Origin of the sequence: Agathobaculum hominis (assembly GCF_014288055.1) — a bacterium.
In the GTDB taxonomy this organism is placed as follows: Bacteria; Bacillota; Clostridia; order Oscillospirales; family Butyricicoccaceae; genus Agathobaculum; species Agathobaculum hominis.
On sequence record NZ_JACOPK010000002.1, the window covers coordinates 19,966 to 46,197 of the forward strand.

The 26,232-nt window shown below is 60.0% G+C and carries 23 protein-coding genes; 6 read left to right on the forward strand and 17 right to left on the reverse strand.

Going from position 1 to position 26,232, the window contains the following annotated elements; genetic code table 11:
- Window positions 1-46: 46 nt before the first annotated feature.
- A complete protein-coding gene (locus H8S02_RS01890) occupies window positions 47-1,570 on the forward strand; it encodes a 4Fe-4S dicluster domain-containing protein (RefSeq protein ID WP_186969006.1) in 1,524 nt (507 codons plus the stop codon).
- 61 nt (window positions 1,571-1,631) lie between these two features.
- Here H8S02_RS01890 and H8S02_RS01895 read toward each other — a convergent pair whose 3' ends face one another.
- The 3 genes from H8S02_RS01895 to H8S02_RS01905 all read right to left on the reverse strand — a co-directional run bounded on the left by H8S02_RS01895 (window position 1,632) and on the right by H8S02_RS01905 (window position 4,362).
- Window positions 1,632-2,282 (reverse strand): S-layer homology domain-containing protein, encoded by a 651-nt coding sequence (locus tag H8S02_RS01895; RefSeq protein WP_186969008.1) that lies wholly within the window; start codon window positions 2,280-2,282, stop codon window positions 1,632-1,634.
- Window positions 2,283-2,430: 148 nt separating this feature from the next.
- Window positions 2,431-3,174: a DUF554 domain-containing protein gene (locus H8S02_RS01900; protein WP_186969010.1), complete on the reverse strand. Its 744-nt coding sequence runs from the start codon at window positions 3,172-3,174 to the stop codon at window positions 2,431-2,433.
- A gap of 15 nt (window positions 3,175-3,189) precedes the next feature.
- Complete coding sequence (locus tag H8S02_RS01905; protein ID WP_186969012.1) at window positions 3,190-4,362, reverse strand: tRNA(Met) cytidine acetate ligase; 1,173 nt, start codon at window positions 4,360-4,362, stop codon at window positions 3,190-3,192.
- 366 nt (window positions 4,363-4,728) lie between these two features.
- Between H8S02_RS01905 and H8S02_RS01910 the strand changes: the two genes are divergently transcribed.
- From H8S02_RS01910 to H8S02_RS01930, 5 genes are all read left to right on the forward strand, one after another.
- Complete coding sequence (locus tag H8S02_RS01910; RefSeq protein WP_186969014.1) at window positions 4,729-5,934, forward strand: acetate/propionate family kinase; 1,206 nt, start codon at window positions 4,729-4,731, stop codon at window positions 5,932-5,934.
- 61 nt (window positions 5,935-5,995) lie between these two features.
- Entirely contained in the window at window positions 5,996-6,886 is an 891-nt protein-coding gene (locus H8S02_RS01915) for a CPBP family intramembrane glutamic endopeptidase (protein WP_186969016.1), read from the forward strand.
- A 55-nt stretch (window positions 6,887-6,941) separates the two neighbouring features.
- Complete coding sequence (locus H8S02_RS01920; RefSeq protein WP_186969017.1) at window positions 6,942-7,745, forward strand: histidinol-phosphatase HisJ family protein; 804 nt, start codon at window positions 6,942-6,944, stop codon at window positions 7,743-7,745.
- A 28-nt stretch (window positions 7,746-7,773) separates the two neighbouring features.
- Window positions 7,774-8,676 carry a 4-(cytidine 5'-diphospho)-2-C-methyl-D-erythritol kinase gene (ispE, locus tag H8S02_RS01925; protein WP_186969019.1) on the forward strand — a complete coding sequence of 301 codons (903 nt, stop codon included), beginning with the start codon at window positions 7,774-7,776 and terminating at the stop codon, window positions 8,674-8,676.
- Between the two features lie 74 nt (window positions 8,677-8,750).
- Window positions 8,751-8,951 carry a hypothetical protein gene (locus tag H8S02_RS01930; protein ID WP_186969021.1) on the forward strand — a complete coding sequence of 67 codons (201 nt, stop codon included), beginning with the start codon at window positions 8,751-8,753 and terminating at the stop codon, window positions 8,949-8,951.
- Between the two features lie 329 nt (window positions 8,952-9,280).
- Here the strand turns inward: H8S02_RS01930 and H8S02_RS01935 are convergent, their stop codons facing one another.
- The 14 genes from H8S02_RS01935 to H8S02_RS02000 form a co-directional block, all read right to left on the reverse strand.
- The gene (locus H8S02_RS01935) at window positions 9,281-12,418 is read right to left on the reverse strand and encodes an S-layer homology domain-containing protein (RefSeq protein WP_186969023.1); all 3,138 of its coding nucleotides are present in this window, start codon (window positions 12,416-12,418) and stop codon (window positions 9,281-9,283) included.
- Window positions 12,419-13,071: 653 nt separating this feature from the next.
- Window positions 13,072-13,317, reverse strand: a complete 246-nt coding sequence (locus tag H8S02_RS01940; protein ID WP_186969025.1) for a hypothetical protein — start codon at window positions 13,315-13,317, stop codon at window positions 13,072-13,074.
- Window positions 13,318-13,335: 18 nt separating this feature from the next.
- Window positions 13,336-14,130: a sensor histidine kinase gene (locus H8S02_RS01945; RefSeq protein WP_186969026.1), complete on the reverse strand. Its 795-nt coding sequence runs from the start codon at window positions 14,128-14,130 to the stop codon at window positions 13,336-13,338.
- The gene (locus H8S02_RS01950) at window positions 14,081-15,004 is read right to left on the reverse strand and encodes a hypothetical protein (RefSeq protein ID WP_186969028.1); all 924 of its coding nucleotides are present in this window, start codon (window positions 15,002-15,004) and stop codon (window positions 14,081-14,083) included. Before H8S02_RS01950 ends, H8S02_RS01945 begins: the two co-directional genes overlap by 50 nt.
- Entirely contained in the window at window positions 15,001-15,684 is a 684-nt protein-coding gene (locus H8S02_RS01955; protein ID WP_186969030.1) for a winged helix-turn-helix domain-containing protein, read from the reverse strand. The genes H8S02_RS01950 and H8S02_RS01955 overlap by 4 nt, the downstream gene beginning before the upstream one ends.
- A gap of 340 nt (window positions 15,685-16,024) precedes the next feature.
- A complete protein-coding gene (gene phoU, locus H8S02_RS01960; RefSeq protein WP_186969032.1) occupies window positions 16,025-16,675 on the reverse strand; it encodes a phosphate signaling complex protein PhoU in 651 nt (216 codons plus the stop codon).
- A 1-nt stretch (window position 16,676) separates the two neighbouring features.
- Window positions 16,677-17,432, reverse strand: a complete 756-nt coding sequence (gene pstB, locus H8S02_RS01965; protein ID WP_243166390.1) for a phosphate ABC transporter ATP-binding protein PstB — start codon at window positions 17,430-17,432, stop codon at window positions 16,677-16,679.
- A gap of 142 nt (window positions 17,433-17,574) precedes the next feature.
- Window positions 17,575-18,453, reverse strand: a complete 879-nt coding sequence (gene pstA / locus H8S02_RS01970; RefSeq protein WP_186969033.1) for a phosphate ABC transporter permease PstA — start codon at window positions 18,451-18,453, stop codon at window positions 17,575-17,577.
- Complete coding sequence (pstC, locus tag H8S02_RS01975; protein WP_186969035.1) at window positions 18,450-19,316, reverse strand: phosphate ABC transporter permease subunit PstC; 867 nt, start codon at window positions 19,314-19,316, stop codon at window positions 18,450-18,452. The genes pstA and pstC overlap by 4 nt, the downstream gene beginning before the upstream one ends.
- Window positions 19,317-19,382: 66 nt before the next feature.
- Complete coding sequence (locus H8S02_RS01980; protein WP_186969037.1) at window positions 19,383-20,276, reverse strand: substrate-binding domain-containing protein; 894 nt, start codon at window positions 20,274-20,276, stop codon at window positions 19,383-19,385.
- A 192-nt stretch (window positions 20,277-20,468) separates the two neighbouring features.
- Window positions 20,469-22,070, reverse strand: a complete 1,602-nt coding sequence (locus H8S02_RS01985; protein WP_186969039.1) for an O-antigen ligase family protein — start codon at window positions 22,068-22,070, stop codon at window positions 20,469-20,471.
- A gap of 4 nt (window positions 22,071-22,074) precedes the next feature.
- Window positions 22,075-22,578 (reverse strand): DUF4330 domain-containing protein, encoded by a 504-nt coding sequence (locus H8S02_RS01990; RefSeq protein WP_186969041.1) that lies wholly within the window; start codon window positions 22,576-22,578, stop codon window positions 22,075-22,077.
- Window positions 22,579-23,023: 445 nt separating this feature from the next.
- On the reverse strand, window positions 23,024-24,439 hold the full coding sequence (cysS, locus tag H8S02_RS01995; RefSeq protein ID WP_118684347.1) for a cysteine--tRNA ligase: 1,416 nt from the start codon (window positions 24,437-24,439) through the stop codon (window positions 23,024-23,026).
- 350 nt (window positions 24,440-24,789) lie between these two features.
- On the reverse strand, window positions 24,790-26,112 hold the full coding sequence (locus H8S02_RS02000; RefSeq protein ID WP_186969043.1) for an MATE family efflux transporter: 1,323 nt from the start codon (window positions 26,110-26,112) through the stop codon (window positions 24,790-24,792).
- Window positions 26,113-26,232: the final 120 nt, after the last annotated feature.

Below are 26,232 nucleotides of genomic sequence, written 5' to 3' on the forward strand. Positions count from 1 at the left end.
GGATAAGAATGATTACAGGGGACACACACAAGGAGGATATGATTTCATGAGAGGCGTGGAAACTCGAATTCGAGACATTCGACACCGTATTTTTACCGAGGTCGCGCGTATGGCGTACCATACCGAGTGGCCGACCGACCGCCGCATCGAGGCGCTGCCGTATGACATTATGCCGGGCGAGGTCGCAGAGAACCGTCAGGATATTTTTCTCGAACGCGCGATCGTAGGCGAGCGCCTGCGTCTGGCGATGGGCCTGCCGTGCCGCAACGCGGCTGAGCATGCGCCGCTGTCCGACAACATCGACGCGGCGACCAAGGAGGAGACCTACTACACCCCTCCGCTCATCAACATCATCAAGTTCGCCTGCAACGCCTGCCCGGAAAATCAGGTCCGCGTGACCGATGTGTGTCAGGGCTGCATGGCGCGTCCGTGCGTCGAGGTCTGCCCGAAGGGTGCGGTCTCCATCGACCCGTTCACCCGCAAGTCCATCATCGATCAGGACAAGTGCATCAAGTGCGGCCGCTGCGTCGATGTATGCGCCTACAAGGCCATCAACCATCAGAAGCGCCCGTGCGCCGCGGCCTGCGGCATGGACGCTATCCACTCGGACCCAAACGGCCGCGCGGATATTGATTACGACAAGTGCGTTTCCTGCGGACAGTGTCTGGTCAACTGCCCGTTCGGCGCGATCGCGGACAAGTCGCAGATCTTCCAGATGATCCGCGCGATTCAGGCAGGCGAGCGCGTTTACGCTGCCGTAGCGCCAGCGTTCGTCGGTCAGTTCGGCCCCAAGGTTACGCCGGGCAAGCTGCGCGCTGCGATGAAGCAGCTCGGCTTCGCCGACATCATCGAGGTCGCGATCGGCGCCGACCTGTGTGCGGCGCAGGAGGCGGAGGACTTCGTCAAGGAGGTCCCCGAAAAGCTGCCGTTCATGGCGACGTCCTGCTGTCCGGCCTGGTCTGTGATGGCGAAAAAGCTGTTCCCGGAGCAGGCAAACTGCATCTCGATGGCGCTGACCCCGATGACGCTGACCGCGCGGCTCATCAAGCACCATCAGCCGGGCGCGAAGGTCGCCTTTATCGGCCCCTGCGCGGCGAAAAAGCTCGAGGCAATGCGCCGCACGGTTCGAAGCGAGGTAGATTTCGTTCTGACCTTCGAGGAGATGGCGGGCATTTTCGAGGCGCGTCACATTGATGTGAACACGCTCAAGGAGGACCCGCACGGTGTCAACGACGCATCCGCGGACGGCCGTAATTTCGCGGTTTCCGGCGGCGTTGCGCAGGCGGTCGTCAACGTCATCAAGGAAAAGTACCCCGACCGCGAGATCAAGGTCGCGAATGCGGAGGGCCTGAGCGAATGCCGCAAGCTGATGATGATGGCGAAGGCCGGCAAGTATAACGGCTATCTGCTCGAGGGCATGGCGTGCCCGGGCGGCTGTGTCGCCGGCGCAGGCACGATGCAGTCGATCAAGAAGTCGTCGGTTGCGGTCAATATGTACGCAAAGCAGGCGGAGCATCAGGTCGCGACCGGTACGCACCACGTTGCCGAGCTGGATAAGCTGGTAGATTAAAAAAAGCATAACAAAGCTCCCGTTCCACTTTTCCGGAACGGGAGCTTTTTTGCGTGGATCTTCACGTTTCAGCCGGTACTTCCGCGAGGATGGAGGCACTGTAACGGTAAAGGAAGGTGACGATATGCGCGCGCGTGCAGGTGTTGTAGGGGCCGAAGATCGTCGGGGTGATGCCCTTGATGATGCCGTTCTCCGCGCCCCACGCGACGGCGGCAGCATAATCGTCCGTGCTCTTTACGTCGCGGAATGCCGACGCGGACGCAGACGGCGAACCGGCGAGCCGCCAGAGATAGGTGACGGTCATGGCGCGCGTGCAGGGCGCGTCCGGGTGCAACGTGTCGCCGGAGACGATGCCCTTGTCGTGCGCCCAGACTGCGGCGGCGGCGTACCATTTGCCGTTCGGCACATCCCGGAAGGGGTTTTCACCGGCCGGCTCGGGCGAGCCGCTCATGCGCCAGATGAACGTGAGGATCTGCGAGATATTGCAGGTGTAGTCCGGCCAGAACTGGCCGTCGTACATGCCGGTGGTGATGCCGTTTTCGACCGCCCAGGTGATCGACTCGACGAATTCCGGGCTTGACGGCATGTCGGTGAAGGTGATGGCGGTCTGGCCGGGCGCGGCGGTGTCCGCCGTGTCCTCGGCGGCGAGCGCCGGTGCAGTGAGGTTTGCGCACATGAGACCGGTGAGCAGCAGGGAGATGAGCTTTTTCATGACAGGTGTCCTTTCAGAAACAGGGGAGGGTGATACACAGAAAATTTCCACAGGCTGTGGATAAAAACTGTTTACAAGGCAATACCGCATAATTGGACAAGGGCGGTTTGCAAGTCAATTCTGCGTACTGACGAGGCGCGGTTTTGCCTTAGAGCGTGCCGAGCACGGGGAAAAAACGGGCGAGGAGATAGAAAACCGCCGGGAGAAAGACCGCCGGGAGCAGATTGCCGACCTTGATCTTGTCTTTTCGTATCATATTGAGGCTGACCGCGAAGATCAGCACCGAGCCGACGCACGACATCTGCGCGATGAGCTCGTCGGTCATCCACGGGCGGATGAAGCGCGCGAGCAGCGTCAGGCCGCCCTGATACACGCCGAGCGGCAGGACGGAGAGAAACACGCCCTTGCCGAGCGAGGCCGCGAACACGACTGCCGCGATGCCGTCGATGATGGCTTTCGCGATGAGCAGCGAGGCGTCGCCCGAAAGGCCGTCCTGAAGCGAGCCGACAATGGCCATTGCGCCGATGCAGATGAGCAGCGAAAAGCTGACGAAACCCTCGACAAAGTGGCTGTCGCCGCTGCTTTTCAGCCTGTTCTGGCAGAAAACGCCGAAGTCCTCGAGATGCTTTTCGATGTTGAGCGCCTCGCCGATGAGCGCGCCGAGCGCGAGGGAGAGGATGAGCAGCATGGTGTGCTGCGTGGCGAGCTGGCCGTTTTCGAGCGTCAGCAGGCCGCTGAGCGCGCCGCCGATGCCGATGAACATGGTGCACAGACCGATGCCCTGCATGATGGTGTCCTCAAAGCGTTTGGACAGGCCGTTTTTGAGCAGCATGCCGGCCGACGCGCCGGCGAGCACTGAGCCGCAGTTGATGATAGTTCCGAGTCCGATCATGATGGTTCCTTCTTCTTATGTGAGGTAAAATGGGGTTTTGCGGTAATGTTCGCCGCCGGGGAGCGGCGCGGGGCGGGCAAGGCCGAACAGGTCGTCCGCGAAGGCGTCGAGCCGCAGAGACGGCTGAAGCGCATCCGGCAGCTGCTTTTCGGTGACAGGCTTGACGATCAGAGGGAGGCCGTCCTGCCGCCGCAGGAGCGTCCTGCCGCGCGCGCTGAACGCGAGCACGCGGGCATACGAGGGCAGGGGCGAGGCGTCCGGAGAGATGCCGAGCGCCGCGCGGAGCAGCGTCCGCCGCACCCGGGCGGCCGGAAACCGGCGCGTCTGCGCCTTTTCGACAGCATCCGAGAACGAAACGGCGGAATAGACCGCGGCTGCGCAGCGTTCATCAAAGCCGTCTGCCGAGCCGGTCGCGAGCGCGCCGCGAAAGAGCGCCGCACGCAGCAGAGTGAGCATGGCGCCCTCCGGCAGCGTCACCGGCGCCGCGCCGCGCGCCTTTTCGCGCCGCCAGACCTCGATGGAGCTTTCCGGCAGATAGGGGGCGCACCGCTCCTCGCCGCCCTCGCGCAGGTATCCGCGCAGCAGGCTCGCCGAGGCGAAGCCGTCCGCAGGAGCAACCTCGTCATGACCGGCGCCGCGCCGCGCGACTGCGAGCGGCTGCATCGGAAAATCGCGCAGCGCCCGGCAGTATTCGATGCCGAGGGTGTTGTTTGGGCTTGTGAGCAGCGCCGCCGCCGCGGGATTCAGCGCCGCAAGCTCCTGCTGTCGGTATGCGGCGTAGGACAGGCCGGAACGGTTGCCCGCGGCAGGGGGAAGCGCATTCAGCGCCTCGGCGGCCTGCTGAACCAGCGAAATATCCGCGGTTTCCGCGCCGAAGGACAGATACCGGCAGCCGATGCCGTGCAGCAGCGCGACCGCGCCGCGCGCAAAGCCTTCGGCGGAGCTGAGCGCCGCCGCGAGCGGCAGCTCGAGCACGAGGTCCGCGCCGCCCCTGACCGCCGTTTCTGCGCGGGCGTACTTGTCGAGCACGGCGAAGTCGCCGCGCTGCACGAAATTTCCGCTCATCACGCAGACGATGACGGCGTCTCCGCCGAGACTTTCACGCGTGCGGCGGATGTGAAACATATGGCCGCTGTGAAACGGATTGTATTCCGCGACAATGCCGCAGACAGGAAAAGCAGTATCCATTATAAAAGCGAAAAACCTCCCGTAAAGAGTTACATTCAGCGCATCTCGCGCGGAAGCGCGAAAACTGCGCACATTTGTGCGCCATAAAATAGAATTTGCTTTGCAAATTCCAAAAAACCGGGAGCATGTATCACGGTTTTTTGACCCTGAGAGAGAAAATAGTTTCCGCATGGGAACTATTTTCCGTCCGTGTCCGGCGAAGTCCGGACACTTATTCGCTGTAAAACGGGTTTTACAGCGAGCGCGAAGCGCAAAAAGGTCTTGTACATTTGACCGAAATCGTGTAAAATAAGAATATAGCATTATTATATAGGCTTCCGCGGCTTTGTGCAAGCCGCCAAATACGGCATGAGGGAGTTTTTGCAAATGAAAGTTTTGGTTATCAACGCTGGCAGTTCTTCTCTGAAGTACCAGCTGCTCGACACCGCCTCCGGCGAGGTTATGGCCAAGGGCCTGTGCGAGCGTATCGGTATTGACGGCGTGCTGACCCACACCGGCAACAAGTCGGACGAGAAGTTCAAGTTCGACATCGCAATGCCGACCCATAAGGAAGCGATCCAGTCCGTTATCAACGTGCTGCTCGATCCCGAGAAGGGCGTTATCTCCTCTATGAGCGAGATCGACGCTGTCGGCCACCGCGTCGTACACGGCGGCGAGTTCTTCTCTGACAGCGTTATCATCACCGAGAAGGTCCTCAAGGCGATCGAGGACTGTGTACCGCTGGCGCCGCTCCACAACCCGCCCAACCTGATCGGTATTCAGGCCTGCCGCGAGGTTATGGGTCCGGACGTTCCGATGGTCGCTGTATTCGATACCGCATTCCATCAGACGATGCCCCAGTCTCATTACATGTACGCTATCCCGTACGAGTACTACGAGAAGTACAAGATCCGCCGCTACGGCTTCCACGGCACCAGCCACAAGTACGTATCCCAGCAGGCTGCTGAGATGCTCGGCCGTCCGCTCGAGGAGCTGCGCCTGATCACCTGCCACCTCGGCAATGGTTCTTCCATCTGCGCGATCAACGGCGGCAAGAGCTTCGATACCTCCATGGGCTTCACTCCGCTGGACGGTCTGCCGATGGGCACCCGTGCAGGCAACATCGACCCGGCCATCATCGAGTTCCTGGCTGAGCACGAGCACATGGACGCACATGAGGTCATCAACATCCTGAACAAGAAGTCCGGCATGCTCGGTATCTCCGGCGTATCCTCCGACTTCCGCGACCTGGACGCAGCAGTTGCTGACGGCAACGCTCGTGCAGCTCTGGCAAAGGATATGTTCAACCTGTCCGTTAAGAAGATCATCGGCTCTTACGTTGCTGAAATGGGCGGCGTAGACGCGATCATCTTCACCGCAGGCGTAGGCGAGAACGACCGTTCGGTTCGCTGGGATGTCTGCGAGCATCTCGAGTACCTCGGCATCAAGATCGATCCGGAGAAGAACAAGTACCGCGGCAAGCAGATGGACATCTCCATCGACTGGGCTCGCGTTCGCGTTCTCGTCATCCCGACCAACGAGGAACTGATGATTGCGAAGGACACCGAGCGTCTGGTAAGCGCTGCACAGTAATTTCAGAAAAAACGGGGCGGGCTGCGGCTCAGCCCTGTTTTTTCGTCTCTGGGAGAAAAATATGGAAGATATGGATCTGAAACAGGAGCGGCGCTACTGCTCGCGCATCGGCGCGGCGCTGTTTTTCGTGCTGATCTGGACGTCGGCGTGGCAGTACGGCATCATCGCACTCGATGTGTATGTCCTGCCCGTGCGCATGCCGGATACGCTCTATTACGCGCTCATTCTGGTCGGCGGCTACGCGGTTTCGCTGCCCGCGGCGTTCCGCATCTGCAAGGGCATGCCGCCCATGCCGTTCTGCAAAGAGCTGCCGCGCGCGCGGACGTTCGTCCGGTGGGCGGTGATCGGCTTCGCCCTCATGTGGATCGGCTCGCTCATCGGCAACGCCGTGACCGACCTTGTCGGTCTGGTCACAGGCCGCGCGCCCGCGCCGATCGTGGACGATATGGTAAACGCGATGCCGCTCTCGGTCAACATCGTCTGCGTGTGCCTGCTCGGACCGCTGTGCGAGGAGCTGCTGTTCCGCGGTCTGGTCGCAGGACGGCTCGCGCGCTACGGACAGGCGCCCGGCGCCTTCGTTTCCGCCCTGCTGTTTGCGCTGTACCACGCCAATCTGGAGCAGTTTTTCTATGCGTTCCTGCTCGGTCTGCTGCTCGCCTATGTGTACTACCGCACAGGTCTGCTGCGCGTTTCGGTCGCGCTGCACATGGTGCTGAACTTTTTCGGGGCGGTCGTGTCGCTGCTGCTGCCTGACTGCGCGGCGTCCGACATGGCGCTCGGCGCGTTCTGGATGGTGTCGGTCGTTCTGGGCGTTATCCTGCTCGTGCGCGGCCGCAAAGACCAGATCTGGCTGCACGGTCCGTGCGCGCCGGATATGCGCGCCGTGTTCGGCAACGCCGGCATGATACTGGTCATCGCGGGCTGCTTTGTCGAAACCGCGCTCACATTTTAATATTTGAGGGCAGCACCGCTATGCGGTATTGCCTTCAGCGAAACGAGGGAAATCTATGCGTGTTGATCTGCATATGCACACCGGATATTCGGCGGACGCCGACTTTCCGCAGACGATAGACGACAAGATCGCGGCCTGCGAGCGGGCCGGGCTGGACATCATCGGTCTGACCGACCATCTGGACTTTTTCCGCCGCCGTCCGCCGGAGGAGAACCGCGACGCGGAGAGCTGCGTGCGCGAGGCGTGGGAAAAGCGCCGTCCGGCCGGGAACGGCGGAATCGAGGTGCTTGCGGGCATCGAGATCGGACAGATCCATGTCGACCCGGCGGCGGACGATTTCGTGCGCACGCATCCGCTCGATATGGTCATCGGCTCGATGCACGCCATGCCGGACGATCTCGATATTTACTTCCATGAATACGAGAAGCTGGACTGCGATGCCTTTCTGCACGAATATTTCGACGAGGTGCTCAAAATGGAGGAGCACGGCGGCTTTGATGTGCTCGCGCACATCGACTATCCGCTGCGCGTGATGAAGTACGACGGCTATACGCCCTCGTTCGACCATTTTATGGACCGCGTCGAGCAGGTGCTGCGCTCGTGCATCGACCGCGGGTACGCGCTCGAGCTGAATGCGGCCGGTCTGGGCGGCTGGCAGAAGCGCGTCGGGCCGCCGCAGAACGTGCTGTATGAATACCGGCGCATGGGCGGCGAGCGCATCTCCATCGGCTCGGACGCACATACCCTCGCTGCTGTCGGACGCGGCTTTGACGACAGCGTAAGGAACGCGCAGGACGCCGGCTTCACTTATGTTACCGTGTTCCGGGAGAGAAAGCCGCATTTCGTGCCGCTTGGCTGAGAAAAAGGGAAAAAGGGGCGAAAATTTCATGATTTTCGGGAAAAAGCAACAGGAAACGCGCGAACGCACCATGATCGAGGCTCGCGCGAAGATCAATCTGACGCTCGACGTCACGGGAAAGCGCGAGGACGGCTATCATCTGGTGGAAATGGTGATGCAGTCGGTCGACCTGCATGACGATGTGCGCGTCACGGTCGTGCGCGGGGAGAAAAAGCCGCGCGGCATCGTGCTCTCGTGCAGCCTGCCGTTCCTGCCGACCGACGAGCGCAACCTCGCGTACCGCGCGGCTGAGCTGTTCTATAAGGAGACCGGCACGACGCTCGAGACCTGCGAGATTTTCATTGAAAAGCGCATCCCGATCGCGGCAGGTCTTGCCGGCGGCTCGACCGATGCGGCTGCCGTGCTGCGCGCGCTCAATCAGCTGCATGATACCGGCCTGTCGCGCGACCGCCTGTGCGAGATCGGACTTAAGCTCGGCGCGGATGTGCCGTACTGCCTGCGCGGCGGCACCATGCTCGCCGAGGGAATCGGTGAAAAGCTGACGCAGCTCGCGGATATGCCGCACTGCTACGTCGTGCTGTGCAAGCCGCCGTTCGCGGTCTCGACCAGGGAGGTCTATCAGGAGATCGACAGCGTGCCGCTGACGCAGCGCCCGGACACCGAGGGCATGAAACAGGCGCTCGAAAACGGCGATTATCAGGGCGTCTGCGGCCGACTGATGAACGTGATGGAGACCGTTACCGCGACAAAGCGCCACCAGATCGGCGAGATCCGCGCGGTGCTGCGCGAGAACGGCGCGGACGCGACCCTCATGAGCGGCTCCGGCCCGACCGTTTACGGCCTGTTCTCCGACCGCAACGCCGCCGATGCCGCCGCGACCGTGCTCGCGCGCCGCTTCTCCGAGACTTTCCTCACGGAAACCGTGCAGTAAGCGCGAAATACGTATAAAAAGACCGCCCTCCGGGCAGACTGTGAACACAGTTACCGGAAAGGGCGGTTTTTTGCATGGATAACAGAAGAAAACAGGCGGCCTGCGCGCTGATGACGGCGCTGACCGTGCTCGTGACGGCGGCGTTCGCCCCGGCGGAACAGAGAAAGGCAGCGTGGTGGGGAACGGCGTTCTCCATAGCCTGCCGCGAGAGCGTAAAAGGGGAGAACAGCGAAACAGTCGAGTTTCGCCTGTACCTGCTCGACTGCTTTCGATAAAAATAAGCCTGCCGATAGAGTCCGGTTTGACGGAAAAACAGCTTACGCGCGGCAGCGCGAATTTAACAGACTTTGCGCAGCAAAGTCTGCAAAAACCGGGGACATGCGCCTCGGTTTTTGCCCCTTAGGAGGGAGAAAGTTTCCGCATGGGAACTTTCGGACGACTCGTGTTCTGCGAAGTCAGAACACAGATTGTCGGAAAAACGAAGTTTTTCGACAGTCTCTAAAAAGTGCCTGCCGCCCGATACGGGAAGAGTGTATCGGACGGCAGGCTGCAAAAGGGGATCGCATGTAAGGAGAAATGAGATTGTCAGAAAGGATGAATGAGATTATGCAGCGATGCGCTGAATGATCGTTGCGAGCTCCGCACGGGTGGTGTTGCCGGCGGGTGCGAATACCTTGCCCGGGTTGCCCTTGACGAGGCCGGACTTGGTGCAGTATGCTACGCCGTCAACTGCCCAGCTCGAAATCTTGGCACTGTCAGCGAACTCGTTGATAGCGGCCTTGTCGGCGGAAACGTCCTCGCCGGACAGCTTGCGCTGACGGGTGAGCAGGGTTGCGATTTCTTCGCGGGATACGCTGCGGTCAGGCTCGAACTTGTTGTCTCCAACGCCCTTCATGATGCCGGTCTTGGCCGCCCACGCGATAGCGGTGCGTGCCTGATGGGTCACGGGAACGTCGGTGAAGGATGCCAGTTCAACCTTGGGCTGACCTGCCAGATTGTACAGGGCGGAAGCGACCTCTGCACGGGTCAGAGCCTCGTCTGCGCCGAATACATACGGCTTCTCGCCGCTCATCAGCTGCTTGTCGGTGACGTACTTGGCAGCATCGTAGTACCATGCGCTCGAGGAAACGTCGGTGTAATCGGTGACCTGCTTGCCGGTCTGGCGGTTGTTGAGGATTTCGTAGCTGTCTACTGCCTTGAAGCTGTTCCAGTCGTCCGGGTCCTGCTTCTGGTAAGCGGTGCCCTTGATGGAATCCTCGGAGAACTCGATGACGGAGAATACCTGCTTATCCTCTTCATCTACATAGAAGTCGGTGGAGTAGTCCGAGCGTGCCGGAATGTACTCATAGAACTTGTTGCCGACCGTGCCGCCGGTGATGTAGGTGGTGCCGTCGCCGGTGTTGACCTTGATGTCGTTCTTGACGGTGGAGCGGATGTAGATGTGGTCGTGACCGTTGAGGAACAGGTCAACGTTCATCTTATCGAGCGAATACTCGCTGTCGTTGATGTAGTAATCGCGGACATCGAGCGGATCGTGGTTGGAGGTGTACGGGCCTGCGTGGGTCATGACGATGCGCCACTTCTTGTCGGAAGCGTCGAGCACGCTCTTGCACCACTGCAGCTCCTTCTTCATGATCTCTGGCTTCTTGTCGGCCGGAGTAACCTCGCCGTTCAGGATAACGAAGATCGCGTCGCCGTACTCAAAGTAACCCATGGTGCGGTCGAACTCGGGGTAGCCGGTCTTTGCGCCGGACATATTGAAGCGCTGTGCGAAGGAAATGAAGTTCCAGTCGCCCTTCATCTCGTGGTTGCCTGCGACCGTAACGGTCGGGTACTTCGCGTAGTAGTCATGCATGACTTCGAAGCATGCTTCCCATTCAGTGGACTTGTAGCCGTTCTGGGTGGTGTCGCCTGCGGAGATCATGAGGTCGGGGTTCGGGCAAACCTTGAGCGCCTGGTCGATGGAATACTTGAAGCTCATGTAGTTCTCAACGGACTCAGACTGCGGGTCGGAGTAGAAGATGACCTTGAAATTCTTGTCGTCTGCGGACTTCGGTGCGGTGAAGGACTTCTCCTCGCTCATGAACTCGCCGCCGTCGCCTACGCGGTAGACGTACTCAGCGGACGGGGTCAGACCGGTGATTTCAACGCGGTGCGCTGCCTTTTCCTTGTAGCCTGCGGTTACGGACTCAACATAAGAGGTGCCGGACTTGCTCTCCCACTTGGAAGCGCCCTTTACCTTGTACTGGATCACGGTCTTGGTGACGCGCGGATCGGTCAGCCAGTTGAAGCGGAGGCCGCCCTGCTTGGTGTCCGGGGTGATGGTGATCTGGTCGGGGTCGCCCTTTACCTTGCCGTCGTCGATGTTCAGAACGATGGGCTCTGCGCTGTTCGTCGGCTTGGTGACGGTTTCCTTGTCGGTCTTTACCGAGATGTAGTAGAACATGTCGCCTACCTTATCGGTCGGCAGGGAAGCGGTGTAGGTATCGCCGGAGGCCTTCATGGCAACAGCGGTATCGACCTTGGCGGAATCATAGCCGTAGTACAGGGTAGCGCTCTCGATCTTGTCGGTGGAGACGATGCGCGCGGATACCTCAGCCTTGCCGTTGTGGGGGGCGGTGTTGAGTGCGCGGGAGACGATGCGCGTGCCGCTGACGGTGTAATCGACAGCCGGGAAGATAGAAGCGTTAAAGCCGCGCAGGACAGGCTGCTTGCTGCTTTCGCTCCAGTCCCAAACCTTGCTCATATCCCAGCCGAGACCCTCGTAGGTCGCCTTGCTGGTCATTTTTTCAGTGGAAACGTCCTCCCACTTGATGGGCTGCTCGGTCGGCTCGTTGCCGGTAAGCTGCGTGCCTTCCCAGGCGATGTTGCCGGTGATATTGGTTGCAGCTTCGTCATCGAGCTGGCCAACGATCTTGTCAACGTCCTGTACGCCCTTGATGATGCTCTGTGCGGAAACGCTGTCCTTGAGCGTTTCGCCTGCATTGAAGGAGCCTGCGATGCCGCCTGCGTGGCCTACCGTGCCGCTCGTCGCGGTGGCATCGACCGTGCCGGCTGCGAAGCAGCGGGCCAGATAGCCGCCGCCGTCCTGAATGCCTGCGATGCCGCCTGCGTCATACGGCGCGGAAACGTCGGCGTTGACGTAGCAGTCCTCGACATGGCCGACGATCGGGCCTTCGCCCTCCTTCAGCTTGCCGCAGATACCGCCCGCGGTATGCGAGTTGGACAGATCGAGGCACTTGACCTCGCCGGTAACGACACAGTCGGTGATCGTGCCGTAGTTTACGCCGGCCAGAGCGCCGACGTTCTGCTGACCGGTTACATAGCAGTCGAGCAGAGCAACGTTTTTGATATATGCCTGGTCGTCCTGATTGCCGACATAGCCGAACAGACCGGCATATTTCTTTTCATATTCAATGCGAAGGCCCTTGATCGAGTGGAACTGGCCGTCGAACGTGCCGGTAAAGCCCTCGGCTTTTTTGGATGCGATCGGCTTGAAGCCCTTGACGCCGGTCATGTCGATGTCGGCGGTCAGGACATAGTGTCCATCGCGCGGAGCGCCGTCTTTCCATTTGCCGGCAAGATATAGAAGCTGGGCCGGGGTAGAGATCTCATAGCAGCCGGTTGCGCTGTTGTAGGTCGGCGGAGTGCCTGCGTCCTTCGCCGCGAATGCAGTTGCGGGAACCATTGACAGCACCATCATGGCGGACAGTGCGAGACTTGTCAATCGTTTTTTCATCATAGAACCTGACCTTCTTTCCGTATCGGTGATGCAGCGGAGCGCGAAACTGTGTTTTCGGCTCGGTCTGCACGGGGGAATGTGCGTTTCAGCGCGGGGGATTGCCTGGGAGAGCCTCCTTTCTGCTCAGCGTCTTTGCACAATACGCTGTATTTTACAAATTCGCAAACGTTTGCGATTGGATATATTATATAATAATTCAAGAGACCTTGCTTGTCAATGACGCAAGTTACAATTTTTCAGAGCAAAAAATAGCACAAATGACCGAGGAATATGAAATTTCATAGGAATTCAATTTACGCAAACGTTTTCTGGTGTTAAAATTCATATGAATTTAATTGTGAAAGTGGATTTAATGGGACTGTTTGGTTATACTATCTAAAAATATTTTTCGCCGCTTGTATATTCCGTACACGTTTGCGCTTGCGCATCGCGTCCCGCCGCGCTATAATACTACCAGAATAAAAAATGAGCTGAGGGAACACGAAAGAGTGCTTCCCCACAAGAAAGAGGTAATGAAAAATGAAGAAGAATTTTCGTAATTTCCTGATGGGTTCCGCAATGTTCGAGCTGGCAAACGATCCGGGCACCGCAAAGCTGTTCGCTGTTAACCGCAAGACTCGCTAAGAACTCGAAAAGCAATCAAAAGGCACGCCTCAGGCGTGCCTTTTTAGTTTGTCGAAAAACTTCGTTTTTCCGACAATCTGTGTTTTGACTTCGCAAAACACAGACGTCCGAAAGTTCCCATACGGAAACTTTCTCCCTCTCAAAGTATCCAAACCGAGGTACACGCCCCCGGTTTCTCTCATTGAATATTTTTGAGGATAGAGGCCTACGGGCGCATGCGTTTGCGCAGCAAACGCTTTTTCATGCGCGCAGCCGCGCGGCTGCCGTTCCTGCATGAAAATAAACTTTTTTCGTTATTTCCTGTTTTTCGGGAACGTCAGCGTGATCCTGGTGCCGACATTCAGGGTGCTGTCGAGCGTGAGCGCCGCGCCGTGCAGGGCCGCGCCGTGCTTGACGATAGACAGGCCGAGACCGGTGCCGCCGGTCATTTTGCTGTGGCTCTTGTCCACGCGGTAGAAGCGCTCGAAAACACGCTTCTGGTCGGCCGGGGCGATGCCGATGCCGGTATCCGAGACGCGGACGAAGGGGGCGCCGTCGCTGTCCGTGCCGGTTTCGATCGTCACGCTGCCGTTCGGGCGGTTATACGCGAGGGCGTTGTCCGCAAGGTTGAACACCATCTGCTCGAGCGTTCTGCGCTGACCGGAAACGGTCGCGTTTTCGCCCGCACATTCGATCTTCAGACCCAGACGGTCGGCCTTGCTTTGCAGACGGCTGCGGACCGTGCAGCAGAGCGGCTGAAGCTCGATCGGCTCGAACGGGATCTCTTCGCCGCCGGCGTCGAGCTGCGAGAGACGGATGATGTCCTCGATGAGCGAGAGCAGACGCTGTGCCTCGGTGCGGATCTTCCCGGCGAAGGGAACGACGTCGGTCGGCTTTGCGATACCTGCCTCGATGATCTCGGCGTAGCCCATGATGCTCGTCAGCGGCGTTTTCAGCTCGTGCGAAACGTTCGCGGTGAACTCCTGCCGCTGCTGTTCGGCCTGCTCGCGCTCGGTGATGTCAACGATGAGCAGCACGGCGGCGTGGCCTGCGCCGTCCTCAGCGACCGAGCTGGCCGCGAGCGACCAGATACGGCCGTTTTTCTCCATTCTCGTGTGCGCGCTTCCGCCGCGGAGCGCCTGCTCGACCGCTTCGACATAGGCCGCGTCGCGGCACAGCGTCAGATAATTGCCGGCGGGCCTTATCCTGCGGAAACAGCTGATGGATGACATTGTTCGCGGACAGAATGTCGCCGGAGGAGGAGAACAGCACCAGACCCTCGTCCATGCGTGCGGTGATGTCATCGAATTCGGCCTGACGGCGGCGCAGCTCATCCATCTGGATGCTGATGCGGCGGTTCTGGCGGTCGATGCGGTGCAGCAGGGGAGAAAGCTCGTCGTATGCCTCGTTTTTCAGCGGATCATGAAGGTCGAGCGATACGATCGGCGCGAGAAATACGTGCGTGAGGCGGCTTGCGAGCAGCGCCGCCACGAGCAGCGCGAGCAGCACGACGAGCACGATCCACGGGGACGCGCCCGCAAGGGCACCGAAGGCACTGTCGGCGGTCGCGGCAATACGCAGGATGTCGCCGTTTGCGAGACGGAGCGCATAATAATACGTCTGGGTCTCGAGCGTTTCGGACAGGCGGCTGTCCTCGCCCACGCCGGTCTCTGCCGCCCTGCGGATCTCCGGGCGTGTGCCGTGGTTTTCCATTTCGGCGGCCGGCGTTTCGTTGTCATACAGCACCGTGCCGTCCTTCTTCACGAGGGTGATGCGGTCCGCACACAGCGTACCGAGCGCTTTGATCTCCTCCAGGTCGCGGTCGGCGGAGACAGTAGCGGCGATATATCCGCCCTCGCGTGCGAGCCTGCCGCGCAGGTCGCGGGTCAGCCCTGCGTGTACCACGAGCAGGAACAGACCTGCGGTCAGCAGGAGCGTTACGATAGCGGTGAGGAAAATGCTGCCGAAAACGCGCTTTCTCATGCGTTTCCTCCCATGCGGTAGCCGACGCCGCGCACGGTCTCAATGAGTGCGCCGCCGTCGCCGAGCTTCTGACGCAGCGTGCGGATGTGCACGTCGACGGTGCGGGTCTCGCTCTCGCTGCCGTAGCCCCAGATGTTTTCGAGCAGCACGTCGCGCGTGAGCACAGCGCCCTGATTTTTCATCAGCAGCGTCAGCAGCTGATATTCCTTGAGCGTGAGCTGGACGGGCTGACCGGAAACGCAGACCGTATGCGCGCGCTCGTCGAGCGAGATGGGGCCGTCGGAAAGCAGAACGTGCTCGGCGGGCGAAACGGCGTCCTGCGTGCGGCGGAGTACGGCGCGTACACGCGCGACAAGCTCCATCATGCCGAAGGGCTTTGCGATGTAGTCGTCCGCGCCGCTGTCCAGACCGATGACCTTGTCGTACTCGGTGTTCTTCGCGGTCAGAAGGATGACCGGGAGCGCGGCGGTGTCGGGCAGGCTGCGCAGACGGCGCAGGATGGAAATGCCGTCCTCGCCGGGGAGCATGATGTCGAGCAGGATGAGGTCGGGCTTTTCGTTCCGCAGGGCGGAGAACAGCGCTGTGCCGTCGGCGAAGCCGCGCGCCTCCATGCCGGTGTTTTGCAGGGTATAGACAACAAGCTCACGAATGCCTGCATCGTCCTCCACGCAGTAGATCATTTGGTTTCTCTCCTTAAAATGTTGATAATATCCGGGAAAAGAGGGGATAGACGAGACTGTCGAAAAACTATCGTTTTTCCGACAATCTGTGTTTTGACTTCGCAAAACACGGACGTCCGAAAGTTCCCATACGGAAACTTTCTCCCTCTTAAAGTATGAAAACCGAGGTACACGCCCCCGGTTGCTCTCATTAAATATCTCTTGAGGATAGAGGCCTACGGGCTTATGCGTTTGCGCAGCAAACGCTTTTGAATGCGCGCTGCCGCGCGACTGCTGTTTTGGCGTGAAAACAGACTTTATCGACAGGCTGAGACCCACGAATTTCGTGGGTCCTGGCTTTTTATACGTGCGTTTCGCTCTTGTGCGTTCCGGTGATGGAGAATTCCACCCATTCCGCGATGTTGGTCGCGTGGTCGCCGATGCGCTCGAGGTATTTTGCGATCATGAGAACATCGAGCACGCGCTCGCCGTCCGCGGGGCTCTGCGCGATCTCCGCGATGAGATCCTGCTTGCACTCGTCGAACAGGCGGTCTACCACATCGTCGTACTCGATGACGCTCCATGCAAGCGTCAGGTCGCGGCGCACGAAGGCGTCGAGACTGTCCGTGACCATTTTAATAGTCGCCTGCGCCATCTGGTCGATGTGGGCGTTGTGGCCGCACGCGCCGGACAGGCAGGTGACGATCTCGGCGATGTCGCTCGCCTGGTCGCCGATGCGCTCGATGTCGGTGATCATCTTGAGCACCGAGGAGATCAGACGCAGGTCGCTCGCGACCGGCTGCTGCTGGAGCAGCAGCTTGAGACACATGGATTCGATCTCGCGCTCCTTGCGGTCGATCTCGTGGTCGATGCGGATCGCGGCGGCGGCGAGCTTGGTGTCGCCGTCGATCAGGGATTTCACCGCGCTCGCGATCGCGTTCTCACACAGTGCACCCATCGAGATCAGTTCATTGTTCAGCTCTGCAAGCTGGTTGTCGAAACGGTTTCTCATATCAGCCGAACCTCCCCGTGATGTAGTCCTCGGTACGCTTGTCGCGCGGCGTGGAGAACAGCTTCTCCGTATCGTCCGCTTCGATCATGTCGCCGAGGAGGAAGAATGCAGTCGTATCCGAAACACGGGTGGCCTGCTGCATATTGTGTGTGACCATAACGATAGTATAATCCTTTTTAAGTTCGAGCACAAGGTCTTCGATCTTTGCGGTCGAGATCGGGTCGAGCGCGGAGGTCGGCTCGTCCATCAGCAGGACCTCCGGATCGGCGGCGAGGGCGCGCGCGATGCAGATACGCTGCTGCTGACCGCCGGACATGGAGAGCGCGGATTTGTTCAGGCTGTCCTTGGTCTCGTCCCAGATGGCGGCGTGGCGGAGCGAGGTCTCGACGATCTCGTCGAGCTTGACGCGGCTGCGGATGCCGTGGGTGCGCGGACCGTAGGCGATGTTGTCGTAGATGGACATCGGGAACGGGTTCGGCTTCTGGAATACCATGCCGACGCGGCGGCGCAGCAGGTTGACGTCGCAGTTTTTGTAGATGTCCTGACCGTCGAGCTGGATGTCGCCCGTGATGCGGCAGCCCTCTACGAGGTCGTTCATGCGGTTGAGCGAGCGCAGCAGGGTGCTCTTGCCGCAGCCGGACGGGCCGATGAAGGCGGTGATCTCGTTTGCCTTGATGTCCAGGTTGATGTCGTGCAGGGCGTGGAAATCGCCGTAATACAGGTTCATGTCCCGGATCTCAATTTTATTTTCACTCATGTAAAACCCTCTTTTGTCTTGTTCATGGATGGTGCGCCGGGCGCGGCTTTCCGCCCGGCGCAGAGCGCTCTCGCTGTCGCAGTCCGCCGCGGTCGCGCACAGGGGAGCGAAGCGGCGGATGGAATGCATTTCATGGTTCATATCACTTTTTGGTCAGCTTTCGCGCCGCAAAGGCGGACAGCGCGTTCATCAGCAGCACGACGATGAGCAGTACGACGGCGGTCGCGTTGGCCTCGTTCATGTGCAGCGCCTCGCCGGAGAGCACATACATATGGATGGCGAGCGTGCGGCCGGACTGGGTGAGGCCGGGGATCTGCGCCATGGTGCCGGCGGTGAAGATGAGCGCGGCGGTCTCGCCGACGATGCGGCCGATGCTGAGGATGATGCCCGACAGGATGCCCGGCACGGCGGCGGGGAGCACGATGCGGAACACGGTGCGCAGGCGGCCGGCGCCGAGGCCGAACGAGCCCTCGCGGAAGGAATCCGGCACGCTCATGAGCGCCTCCTCAGCGGTGCGCATGATGAGCGGCAGGATCATGATGGCGAGCGTCATGGCGCCGGCGATGAGCGAGTAGCCCCAGTGCAGCCGGGTGACGAAGAACAGCATGCCGAACAGGCCGTACACGATGGAAGGGATGCCGGAGAGCGTTTCGGTCGTCACGCGGATGACGCCGACGAGCTTGTTGCCGCGCTTTGCGTACTCGTTGAGGTAGATGGCCGTGAACAGGCCGAGCGGGACGGCGAGCAGCAGCGCGAGCGCGGTCATCTCGACGGTCGTGACGATGGCCGGTATCATGGAGACGTTCTCCGAGGTGTAATGCAGGGAGAACAGCGACGGGGTGAGATGCGGGATGCCGGTCACGAGGATGTAGCCGATGAGGAACAGCAGCACCGCGAAGGTCAGGATCGCGGCGGCGTAGACCAGACCCTTTTCGATGGCGGCGGAAACGCCGCCGCAGACGCGCTCGGAGCGCGCGTTGTCCCGGGGAACGGTGACCGTTCCGGCAGCTTCTCTTGTCATGCCTGTTTCCTCCTTTTCAGGATCGAGAATGTCAGATTGATGATGAGGATGAACACGAACAGCACAACGCCGGTCGCGATGAGCGCTTCGCGGTGCAGGCCGGTGGCGTAGCCCATCTCGATGACGATGTTCGCGGTCATGGTGCGGATGCCCTTGAGCATATTGCCGGTCAGGCGCGGCTGGTTGCCTGCGACCATGATGACCGCCATAGTCTCGCCGATGGCGCGGCCGATGCCGAGGACAACGCCTGCGAGCACGCCGGATTTCGCCGCCGGGAGCATGACCGTGAAGATCGCGCGCTCGTGACGCGCGCCCATGGCGACCGCGCCCTCATAGTAGGCGGACGGTACCGCGCGCAGCGCGGCCTCGGAGACGCCGATGACGGTCGGCAGGATCATGATGCCGAGCAGCACGGACGCGGCGAGGATGGACGAGCCGGAGATGTCCGCACCGAACAGCGCGGCGACGGTGCGGATACACGGCACGATGACGACCATGCCGAAAAAGCCGTAGACGATGGAGGGGATGCCGGCGAGCAGCTCGGTGCAGGGCTTGAGCAGGCCGTAGAGCTTTTTCGGGCAGTAGAACGCCATGAAGATGGCGGTCAGCAGGCCGACCGGCACGCCGATGACGACCGCGCCTGCGGTGATGTAGATGCTGCCGAGGATCATCGGCAGAATGCCGTAAATGTCGTTGCCCGGCTTCCACTTCGCGCCCGTGAGGAAGTTCAGCAGGCCGATCTCCTTCATGGCCGGAATGCCGTTGGCGAACAGAAACAGGCAGATCAGCACGACCGCGGCGATTGAAGTCAGCGCACAGACGAAAAATACGATGTGCATCAGAGTTTCTCGAAGGTTTTTCATGATTTCACTCCATACATAGGGAAGGGGACGAAGTGTTCCGCCCCCGTGTTTCCCTGTTCGGTTGTATCAGGCGAGGTCGCCCCAGTCGGTGATGTCGCCGACGTAGATGCTCTTGATCTGGTCCATGGACAGCTCGTCGATGGTGTTGGCCGGGTTGACGATGACTGCGATGCCGTCGAGCGCGATTGCGGTGCTGGTCAGCTGGGCTGCTTCCTCGTCCTTCAGCTCACGGGATGCCATGCCGATGGCGAACGTGCCGTCCATCGCGCCGGTCATGCCGGAGGTGGAGTCAGAGGTCTGGAGGTCGATGGAGGCGTTCGGGTTGACCGACTTGTAAGCCTCGATCAGCTTCTCCATGACCGGAGAAACAGAGGAGGAGCCGCCGACTGCGATCTGGCCGGAGGAGCCGTCGGATACGAAGGACTCTGCTGCGTCGTTGACTGCGATGTACTTGTTGTCGGTGACAACGGCCTGACCTTCCTTGGAGAGGATGAAGCTGATGAAATCCTTGGCTACGCCGGTCGGCTCGCCCTTGGTCGCGATGTTGAACGGGCGGGACAGCTTGTAGGCGCCTGCCTTTACGTTGTCTACGGTCGCCTCAGCGCCGTCTACCTTGACAGCCTTTACGGTATCGTTCAGAGCGCCGAGCGAGATGTAGCCGATGGCCTTCTCGTTGCCTGCGACGCTGGTCAGCACGACATCGGTCTTGTTTGCGATCTCCGCATCGGCGGTGGTGTTGTCGACCTTTTTGCCGTCAGCGGTCTTTTCCTCGACGCCGGTCAGCTCGATGAACGCGCCGCGCGTGCCCGAGCCGTCCTCACGGGAGATGACCGTGATCGCGCCGGAAACGCCGCTGTCTGCGCCGTCCTCAGCCTGCGTGCCGGAGGCGGAGCTGCCGCAGCCGGCCAGAGCGCCGGTCAGCATGAGCGCTGCAAGCAGCATGGATACACTTTTCTTCATGATTGTTTTCTCCTTTGTCATTCGTTCACTTTTTCAGTACGGTAACAGCTTACAAAAGCTGTGTAAAATCCAAAAGAGGAGCTTTGTAAAACATATGTAAAATGAAAAAAATCTGAAAAACCGTTTGTAAAAACGCACAAAAAAGAGCGCGGACTTGCGTCCGCGCTCAGGTAAAGTGCTGTGTTAAATGTTTTATGCTTTTCGCGTTTTTCGGAAATATCCGAGGTAGAGCACGGCGGCGGCCATGCTCCAGAAGTAGGCCATCATGTACGGCACCTCGAAAATGTTCTCGAAATAGCAGTGCACCATGACGCCGCACATGCCGGAGAACAGGGAGACCGCGAGCACGCGCGTGCGGTCGGTCTCGCAGAGCTTGGTGCGGCCGATCGAGCGCAGGCACCACAGCGACATGCCGACGAGCAGGATGATAAAGGCGATGAGGCCGACATAGCCCATCTCGACGAGCGTCTTGAGGTAGTAGTTGTCCATGTAGAAGTAGGAGAACTCCTCGTTCTGCTCGATGATCTTGTTCTGCATGGCGACCGCGCCGCCGAAGCGGCCGAGGCCGAAGCCGAGGAGCGGATTGCTCTCATGCAGCAGATCCAGACCGGTCGCCCAGCGCACCATGCGGCCTGCGCGCTGGCTCGCAGCGGCGTAGTCCGAGGTGAACATATAGGTGATGCGGTTGGCGATGGAGGGGATGGCGAGCAGAGCGCCGCAGCCGGCCACGCCCATCAGCGCGATCAGACGGCGGTCGAGGAAGATCGCGAATACGAGGACCGCGACCACAAGGCCGCCCCACGCGCCCTTGGAGAACGTGAAGATGCAGCACATGCACATCATGCCGGTGCCGCAGACGGCGAGCACCTTGACCCACATTTTGCGGCTGTAATACGCCAGTCCCGCGACCATCGGCGCGAACAGCACGAGCAGGCTGCCCATGATGTTCGGACTGCCCGTGAGCGAGTAGACGCGCGTGCGCACGTTCTGCTCGGTCTGGGAGACCCAGGAGGCCGGGATAGGCGCGGCGATGATGAACTGGTAAATGCCGTGCAGCGCGATGCAGAGCGCCATGGTGATGAGCGCGCCGTAGAAGATCGCGAAGTCGCGGTCATCCTCGATGAGCCGCGTGACAAGGAAGAACCAGAACAGGTACTCGACGACGGCGCGGTATCCGTCGAGTGCGATAGACGGGTAGGGGGAGACCGCGCACATCAGGAAGAAGCCGACGGCGATGAACAGGATGAGGTAGGCGTCTACGGGCGTGGTGCGCAGCTGGAGCGGCGCGCGCTTCATCGCGGTGTGCCACAGCAGGTAGCAGGCCGCCGCGAGCATGAGCATTTCATCCCAGCCGGAGGCGATGAACGAGGGCAGATAGCCCGCATTCGCGGCCAGACGGATAAAATAGTCGAGCGGCAGGTACATCGCCAGACAGATGAGCAGCAGGCCGCGCATGCCGGCGAAGCGGAGCGCCCGGCCGACGAAGCCGTCCTCGGTCACGTGCACGATGGGGCGCCAGACGGCCAGACAGAGACGGTAGATGAGGCTGTTCCGCACGGCGGTGCCGATGCATACGACCAGACGGCGCAGCGCCGCAGCGATGCGTGCGTAGCCGCTGTTCGCCGTCGTGCAGGGCGGAGCGGCGCAGAAGCGCTCCCACAGGCGGCGGAACCGCGAGTCGGCATAGGCCTCGCGGATGCGCGCGAAAAAGTGCGCGATCGCGCCTTCGTGATACCAGGCGCACAGGCAGAGTATCGCCCGTACCAGAAGACTGTTTTCAAAAATCGCTTTCATCGGCTCAGTCCGCGATATCGACCGAGTCGATGTTGCCGCTCGTCTCGAAGTCGTTGGTCTTTACGATGAAGGTGCGGCCTGCGCGAACCTCCTGCGTACCGATGGACGGGGTAGCGGTGCCCTTGGGGACGGTGGTCTTGATGGTGAATACGATGTCCTTCTTGTCCGGGTCGACCGCGGTGACGATGCGGCCGTCAGCGGTGGTGACCTGCTGCGCGTAGTCCTCGATCTTCATGTCCTCGATGGTGCCATTGACATAGGAGTTGCCGCTGACGAGCTGCTTGCCGACCTGGCTGTTGCGCTCGACCTCAGTGACGAGGAACGGGGTTGCGCCGCGCACGCGGACGATCGCGGTCAGCTCGACCTGCGGCTGGACCGACTCCTTGATCTGGGGCGCGAACAGCTTGTAGCCGACGCCGGCAGCGACAGCGACAGCCGCAATCAGCACGAGCAGATCGACAATGTTGATCAGACCGAACAGCTTGCCCTTTTCATTGATGATTTTCATAAACTTCCTCCGTTGGTTTCGTTTTCGGATATACATACTGTGTACCGAGCTATTATACCATAGCGGCGCTAAAAATCCAACCCTGCCGCCAGCTTTGCTGCCGCTAATGGTATAATTGTTAAATAGTTTGTATAATAGCCGTATAGCGGCTATTATACCATATTGAAATCAGAAATTCCACAGAAAACGCCGGGTTTTACACGGCCGTCACAGAAAGTACAAAAAATCGACTGAACCAGCCAGATTTCGATAAAGTATAAAGCCTTGGAGCACCAGACATATCCGTACACCCCTCGCCTTTAGCCGCGAACGCTTTGCTGAGCGGCCAAAAGAAGGTCGGGGGAGTCAAGAGGGGGCAGGAAACCATACGGTGTCCTGCCCCCTTTTGCCCCTGCCGTGGGAACGGCAAAGCTCACGCCTTCGCGTGGGAAACGTTTTTAAGAAATTAAGAACGGCTCCACTGCGTACCCTGACGGGTATCCTTGATGGTAACGCCCATGTCCGCCAGCACGCCGCGGATACGGTCCGCCTCGGCAAAGTCCTTTGCCTTCTTGGCCGCTGCACGCTGCGCGATCAGCTCCTCGATCTTCTCTGCGTCCGGGTCGACTGCGTCGTCGCGCTTCTGAACCAGATTGAGCACGCCGGTCAGCTCCATGAACAGATCATGCGCTGCGGTGAGGAAGGCGCGGGTCGCGTCCTGATGTGCGCCGTTGTAGGCGTTGATCTCGCGGGTCAGCTCGAAGATTGCGGAGAGCGCGTCTGCGGTGTTCAGATCGTCGTCCATCGCGTCGATGAACTTCTGCTTGTAGCCCCCCAGCGCCTCGAGCTTCTCGGTCTCCTCGGCGGTCATGGTGTCGCCGGAGGCCTTCTCGATGCGGAATTCCATGTTGTTTCTTGCCTCGTACAGACGGGCGAGCGACGCCTTGTTCATCTCGAGCGACTCCGCCGAATAGTTGAGCGGGGTGCGGTAGTGCGCGCTCAGCATGAACATGCGGATGGTCTCGTAGCCGAACTGCTTGGCCGCGTCGCGCACCATGAAGAAGTTGCCCTTGGACTTGGACATCTTCTCGTTGTCGATGGTCAGGAAGCCGTTGTGCAGCCAGTAATGCGCGAAGGTGCAGCCGTTTGCGCACTCGGACTGCGCGATCTCGTTCTCGTGGTGCGGGAAGATGAGGTCGAGACCGCCGGAATGGATGTCGATGGTCTTGCCGAGGTACTTGTTCGCCATAGCCGAGCACTCAATGTGCCAGCCCGGACGGCCCTTGCTGCCCCACGGCGTATCCCATGCCGGTTCGCCCGGCTTGGCAGCCTTCCAGACCGCGAAGTCCATCGGGTCCTCCTTGACCTCGCCGACCGAGATGCGCGCGCCGGCCTGAAGCTCCTCCATCGGCTGATGGCACAGCTTGCCGTACTCCGGGAAGGACTTGGTGCGGAAGTAAACGTCACCGTTCTCCGCAACGTAGGCGTGGCCGTTCTCGATCAGACGCTCGACGATGTCGATGATGGCGTCCATGGTCTCGGTCGCGCGCGGGTGCACGGAAGCCTTCTTGACGCCGAGACCCTGCGCGTCGACATAGTATTCCTTGATATAGCGCTCTGCGATGGTGTTGAAGTCAACGCCCTCTTCGTTGGCCTTGTTGATGACCTTGTCGTCGATGTCGGTGAAGTTCTGCACGAACTTGACCTTGTAGCCGCGGTACTCGAGGTAGCAGCGCAGCAGGTCGAAAATGATGAACGGACGCGCGTTGCCGACATGGAAGTAGTTGTATACGGTCGGGCCGCAGGAATACATCTTTACCTCGCCCGGCGTGATCGGAACGAATTCTTCCTTCTGACGGGTCAGTGTGTTGTAGAGTTTCATGGTTTTTATCTCCTTTTGATGGATTTCGACAGAAAAACGAGTGCCGGATACAGAAAAAGCCTCCCGGGGATATTGTTCCCTCGGGAGGCGTAGAGACGCGGTTCCACTCCGATTTTTCACTCGTGCGCGCGGTAACGGGCGCGTTCCGCGGGGCGTTTGACCCCGATGCTCGGCAGGCGCACTTCGCCGCTCCGCGCACAGAGCCCTTTCAGCCGGGAGGCTCCTCTCTTTTCGCACGCGAAAAAACGGTTACTTTTCCTGCGTCATCGCATAAATAACGATTATAACGTTATCAGTATATCAATATCCGTTGAAAAAGTCAACTTTAATTGCGCAGCTTCGCGGCAGTATCAAAGATAATGATACCGCGTGCGCTGCCGCCACAGGAGCGCCGCCGAGACGGCGGCGGAAAGACCCTCGGCCGCGACAACGGCGAGCCATACGCCGTCCAGACCGAGCACGGGCGGAAGCAGGAGGACCAGACCGCCGCGCAGCAGCAGCGAACGCAGGAAGGAGATGAAGGCGCTCAGCGCGCCGTTGCACAGCGCGGTGAAGAACGCCGACGCATAGATGTTTACGCCGCAGAACAGATAGCACAGCGCGAACAGGCGGAAGCCGTGCACGGTGAGCTGCATCAGGTCGGGGGAGTAGCCGACGAAGGCCGCGCACAGCGGACGGCAGAGCGCTTCGCTCAGCACGACCATCGCGCCCGAGGTGACGAGTATAAGGAACATGCTCCTTCGAAATACATTTTTCAGCTCATCGTGGTTCTCCGCGCCGAAATGATAGCTGATGATGGGCGCGCTGCCGATGGAGAAGCCGAGAAACGCCGCGATAAAGACGAAATCGACGTACATCATGACCGAGTGCGCCGCAACGCCGCGCTCACCGACCAGCCGCATCAGCTCGAGGTTATACAGGATGCCGACGAGGGACGAGGAGATGTTGCTCATCAGCTCGGACGCGCCGTTGCCGCAGGCCTGCAAAAACTCACGGATATACAGCTTTGTGCCGGTGAGGTGCAGGCCGGAGCGGTGCGTGATGAAGAATACGAGCGGGATGATGCCGCCGACGCAGTAGCCGGCGACCGTCGCCCACGCCGCGCCCGGCAGGCCGATGAGCTGAATGAGCACCCAGTCGCCGGCGAAATTGGTCACGCCCGAGGCGATGGACAGGATAAGACCCATGTTCGGCCTTTCCGCGACAACGAAAAACGGCTGGAGTGAGGTCTGGAGCATGAAAGGGAGGCTGCCGGCGAACAGAATACGGCCGTAGGACACGCAGGAGTCCATCAGAATATCGCTCGCACCGGCGAGCCGGGCGATGGGTTCGACGAACGCCGCACCGGCCGCGCTCAGAACACCGCCGAAAAGGATGACGGCAAAGACGAACATCGAGAAAAAGCGGTTCGCCATGTCGGGACGGCCCTCGCCGAGCGTGCGCGCGACGACCGCGCTGCCGCCGGTGCCGAGCATGAAGCCGACCGCCGCGATCAGCATGGCGACCGGGAACATGATGTTGACCGCGCTCAGACCGATGTCTCCGACCATGTTGGACACAAAAAGTCCGTCCGCGACGCTGTACAGCGAGGTCAGGATCATCATGGCGATGCTCGGGAGCGTAAAACGAAGCAGACGGCCGAAGGAAAAGTGGTCTGACAGTCTGATCTGCATAAAAACCTCCGTATGAAAGAAATATTTTCCGTATTTTATTATAGTCCGAAATCGGACTACGGTCAAGCGCGGCTTTTCGTCTCGTGCTTGCATATTCTGCGCGGTTGCGGTATGCTAATA

Bases quoted from the DNA above. Each gene is read 5' to 3' on its own strand.
- H8S02_RS02000 (WP_186969043.1), bottom strand. From the start codon at position 26,112: ATGCAGATCAGACTGTCAGACCACTTTTCCTTCGGCCGTCTGCTTCGT.
- cysS (WP_118684347.1), bottom strand. From the start codon at position 24,439: ATGAAACTCTACAACACACTGACCCGTCAGAAGGAAGAATTCGTTCCG.
- pstA (WP_186969033.1), bottom strand. From the start codon at position 18,453: ATGACAAGAGAAGCTGCCGGAACGGTCACCGTTCCCCGGGACAACGCG.
- H8S02_RS01930 (WP_186969021.1), top strand. From the start codon at position 8,751: ATGGATAACAGAAGAAAACAGGCGGCCTGCGCGCTGATGACGGCGCTG.
- H8S02_RS01980 (WP_186969037.1), bottom strand. From the start codon at position 20,276: ATGAAGAAAAGTGTATCCATGCTGCTTGCAGCGCTCATGCTGACCGGC.
- H8S02_RS01950 (WP_186969028.1), bottom strand. From the start codon at position 15,004: ATGAGAAAGCGCGTTTTCGGCAGCATTTTCCTCACCGCTATCGTAACG.
- H8S02_RS01955 (WP_186969030.1), bottom strand. From the start codon at position 15,684: ATGATCTACTGCGTGGAGGACGATGCAGGCATTCGTGAGCTTGTTGTC.
- H8S02_RS01985 (WP_186969039.1), bottom strand. From the start codon at position 22,070: ATGAAAGCGATTTTTGAAAACAGTCTTCTGGTACGGGCGATACTCTGC.
- H8S02_RS01990 (WP_186969041.1), bottom strand. From the start codon at position 22,578: ATGAAAATCATCAATGAAAAGGGCAAGCTGTTCGGTCTGATCAACATT.
- ispE (WP_186969019.1), top strand. From the start codon at position 7,774: ATGATTTTCGGGAAAAAGCAACAGGAAACGCGCGAACGCACCATGATC.
- H8S02_RS01890 (WP_186969006.1), top strand. From the start codon at position 47: ATGAGAGGCGTGGAAACTCGAATTCGAGACATTCGACACCGTATTTTT.
- H8S02_RS01915 (WP_186969016.1), top strand. From the start codon at position 5,996: ATGGAAGATATGGATCTGAAACAGGAGCGGCGCTACTGCTCGCGCATC.
- H8S02_RS01900 (WP_186969010.1), bottom strand. From the start codon at position 3,174: ATGATCGGACTCGGAACTATCATCAACTGCGGCTCAGTGCTCGCCGGC.
- H8S02_RS01935 (WP_186969023.1), bottom strand. From the start codon at position 12,418: ATGATGAAAAAACGATTGACAAGTCTCGCACTGTCCGCCATGATGGTG.
- H8S02_RS01945 (WP_186969026.1), bottom strand. From the start codon at position 14,130: ATGGAGAAAAACGGCCGTATCTGGTCGCTCGCGGCCAGCTCGGTCGCT.
- phoU (WP_186969032.1), bottom strand. From the start codon at position 16,675: ATGAGAAACCGTTTCGACAACCAGCTTGCAGAGCTGAACAATGAACTG.
- H8S02_RS01905 (WP_186969012.1), bottom strand. From the start codon at position 4,362: ATGGATACTGCTTTTCCTGTCTGCGGCATTGTCGCGGAATACAATCCG.
- H8S02_RS01910 (WP_186969014.1), top strand. From the start codon at position 4,729: ATGAAAGTTTTGGTTATCAACGCTGGCAGTTCTTCTCTGAAGTACCAG.
- H8S02_RS01920 (WP_186969017.1), top strand. From the start codon at position 6,942: ATGCGTGTTGATCTGCATATGCACACCGGATATTCGGCGGACGCCGAC.
- pstB (WP_243166390.1), bottom strand. From the start codon at position 17,432: ATGAGTGAAAATAAAATTGAGATCCGGGACATGAACCTGTATTACGGC.
- pstC (WP_186969035.1), bottom strand. From the start codon at position 19,316: ATGAAAAACCTTCGAGAAACTCTGATGCACATCGTATTTTTCGTCTGT.
- H8S02_RS01895 (WP_186969008.1), bottom strand. From the start codon at position 2,282: ATGAAAAAGCTCATCTCCCTGCTGCTCACCGGTCTCATGTGCGCAAAC.
- H8S02_RS01940 (WP_186969025.1), bottom strand. From the start codon at position 13,317: ATGCAGGAACGGCAGCCGCGCGGCTGCGCGCATGAAAAAGCGTTTGCT.